Below are 2,794 nucleotides of genomic sequence, written 5' to 3' on the forward strand. Positions count from 1 at the left end.
GGGGGAGGCTTCCCCCAGACCCCCCGTTGAGGGGCGGGACGCCGCCCCTCAAACTCCCCTGCGTAAGGGTCGATCTGCGGGAAGTGTAGCGCGCTTCGCATTAGTGCGGTTACAGTCCTCTGGGTAAGGGGTTGTGTAAATCGGATTTAGTATTAGTTCACTTCAGTGGGTTAGGGTTGGGTGAAAAATCCCCTCCTCGGAGGGGTGCCCGTAGGGCGGGGTGGGTAGATCTACACCTCGCACCCAACAGATTTAAGCACACACCTTACGATGCGAGGGGATGGGGAGGTTATGGAGCTAAAAGCGTTCTGGTTGAAACATGACTACAAATAGATAAGCAGAAAGAGCCACCGTACCTAAACCGAGGATGCCAAGGGCGTAGATTTGGGGGCGGCTGAAGGTGTCGCCTGTGGCGGCGAAGGCGGCGGAGGCGAGGATGACGTTGAAACAGAGGGCGAGGAAGAGGTAGGTGGGGTATTTGCGGCGGTTCCAGGTTTGCCAGAGGATGGCTAGGTCTTCTGCGGGAAGGTATTTCATGGTTGTGACTAGATGGGGATGAGCACGTCGATGATTTTGATGGCGATGAAGGGGGCGATGACGCCACCTAAGCCGTAGAGTAGGATGTTGCGTTGGAGCAGTTGATCGGCGGTGAGGGGTCGAAATTTGACGCCGTTGAGTGCTAAGGGGATCAGGGCGGGAATGATCAGAGCGTTGTAGATCAGGGCGGCGAGGATGGCTGATTGGGGATTTTTTAGCCCCATGATATTCAGCGCGCCGATGCCTGCTGCGGCGAAGATGGTGGGGATGATGGCGAAGTATTTGGCAATGTCATTCGCGATCGAGAATGTGGTCAATGCACCGCGCGTAATTAGAAGCTGTTTGCCGATCGCGACTAGATCGATTAATTTGGTGGGATCGGAGTCGAGATCGACCATGTTGGCGGCTTCTTTGGCGGCTTGGGTACCGGAGTTCATCGCTACGCCGACGTTGGCTTGGGCGAGGGCGGGGGCGTCGTTGGTGCCGTCGCCTGTCATGGCGACGAGTTTGCCTTCGGACTGTTCGCGTTTGATGACGTCGATTTTGTCTTCGGGGGTGGCTTCGGCGATGAAGTCATCGACGCCTGCTTCTTGGGCAATTACGGAGGCGGTGATGCGGTTATCACCCGTGAGCATGATGGTACGAACGCCCATGCGGCGGAGTTGGTCGAAACGTTCGCGGAGTCCGGCTTTGACGACATCTTTGAGATAAATGACGCCATATAAATCGCCATTTTGACAAATGCCGAGCGGGGTACCGCCGAGTCGGGAGACGCGCTCGTATGCGGCATCGAATTCATCGGGAATGTTGCCGCCACGAGAGCGGACGAAGCCACGAATGGCGTCGATCGCGCCTTTGCGAATTTCGATATCATTGGGGAGATCGGTACCGCTCATGCGGGTGCGGGCGGAGAAATCTACGCCTTCAGAACGAGCGCGCATCTCATCTAGAGTGCCGCCGCCCACGAAGTCGAGGTTGGCACCCAATTTTTCGGCAAGTTGGACGATCGATTTACCTTCGGGTGTTTCGTCGAATAAGCTACCTGCTAGGGCGACGGCAGCAACTTCCTGGACTGAGTGACCGTTGACGGGGATAAATTCATCGGCTAGGCGGTTGCCCAGGGTGATGGTACCTGTTTTGTCCAGAATTAACGTATTGACGTCTCCACAGGCTTCTACAGCCCGTCCAGAGGTGGCGATGACGTTAAATTGGGAGACGCGATTCATCCCAGCAATCCCGATCGCGCTGAGTAGTCCGCCGATGGTGGTGGGAATGAGCGCAACGAGGAGGGCGACGAGAATGGCGATCGAAATAGGCGTTCTGACGTAGTTAGCCAGTGGTGAGAGGGTGGCGACGACGATTAAAAATACTTGGGTGAGGACGGCGAGGAAGACTGTGAGGGCGATTTCGTTGGGGGTTTTGCTACGTTTGGCACCTTCAACGAGAGCGATCATCCGATCGATAAATCCCTGTCCCGGATCGGCGGTAATTTGGATGGTTAGTTCGTCGGAAACTACTCTGGTACCGCCAGTAACGGAGCTGGCGATGTCGGTTCCCGGTTGTTTTAATACTGGGGCGGATTCACCCGTAATTGCTGACTCATCGACAGATGCAACGCCAGCGACGACTTCTCCGTCGGCGGGGATGGTTTCACCCAGTGCGACTTTGACGCGATCGCCTTTGCGGAGTTCGGTGGAGCTAACTTGCCCGATCGATCCGTCGGGTAAGACTTTGCGCGCGATCGTATCGGATCTGCTCGATCTGAGGGTATCGGCTTGGGCTTTACCGCGTCCTTCGGCAACTGCTTCGGCAAAGTTGGCGAAAATAACTGTGAAAAACAGAATGATGGTAATTAAGCCGTTGAGCAGGCGTTGGCGGTTGGGATCGGCATCTACCGTTCCGAAGATATTGGGATCGATGGTGACGAGGAGGGTGACGATCGTGCCTACCCAAACGAGGAACATGACTGGATTGCCGACGGCAACGCGGGGGTCGAGTTTGACAAAGGCGTCGCGAACGGCACTTTTGTACAGTCCGGAAGTGTCGGCTTTGGGCGATCGCCGCTTGCGGGTGGTATCGTCTGGCTGTGGCGGTTGAGAAGTAGTGGATTTCATGTATTTATCGCGATCGTGGATTTAAGTTCCTTGTTATCGAATAAAAGATTTGGACTAGTGCTTAGTTTTGAGTCGTTAAAATTTGGACTAGTGCTTAGTTTTAGGTTGCTGGTGCTAGAGAACCCGGATCTGGGGGGAGACCT

The 2,794-nt window shown here is 55.3% G+C and carries 2 protein-coding genes; both read right to left on the minus strand.

The features are described from left to right. Positions 1-297: 297 nt before the first annotated feature. A complete protein-coding gene (locus C7B77_RS27535; protein ID WP_106312571.1) occupies positions 298-537 on the minus strand; it encodes a potassium-transporting ATPase subunit F in 240 nt (79 codons plus the stop codon). A gap of 8 nt (positions 538-545) precedes the next feature. Then, on the minus strand, positions 546-2,651 hold the full coding sequence (kdpB, locus tag C7B77_RS27540; protein WP_106312574.1) for a potassium-transporting ATPase subunit KdpB: 2,106 nt from the start codon (positions 2,649-2,651) through the stop codon (positions 546-548). Between the last annotated feature and the right edge of the window lie 143 nt (positions 2,652-2,794).

The sequence above is a fragment of the Chamaesiphon polymorphus CCALA 037 genome (genome assembly GCF_003003845.1).
Taxonomy (GTDB): Bacteria; Cyanobacteriota; Cyanobacteriia; order Cyanobacteriales; family Chamaesiphonaceae; genus Chamaesiphon; species Chamaesiphon polymorphus.

What these genes read in the sequence shown, in the direction of transcription:
- kdpB (WP_106312574.1), bottom strand. Translation starts at nt 2,651, where the DNA reads ATGAAATCCACTACTTCTCAACCGCCACAGCCAGACGATACCACCCGC.
- C7B77_RS27535 (WP_106312571.1), bottom strand. Translation starts at nt 537, where the DNA reads ATGAAATACCTTCCCGCAGAAGACCTAGCCATCCTCTGGCAAACCTGG.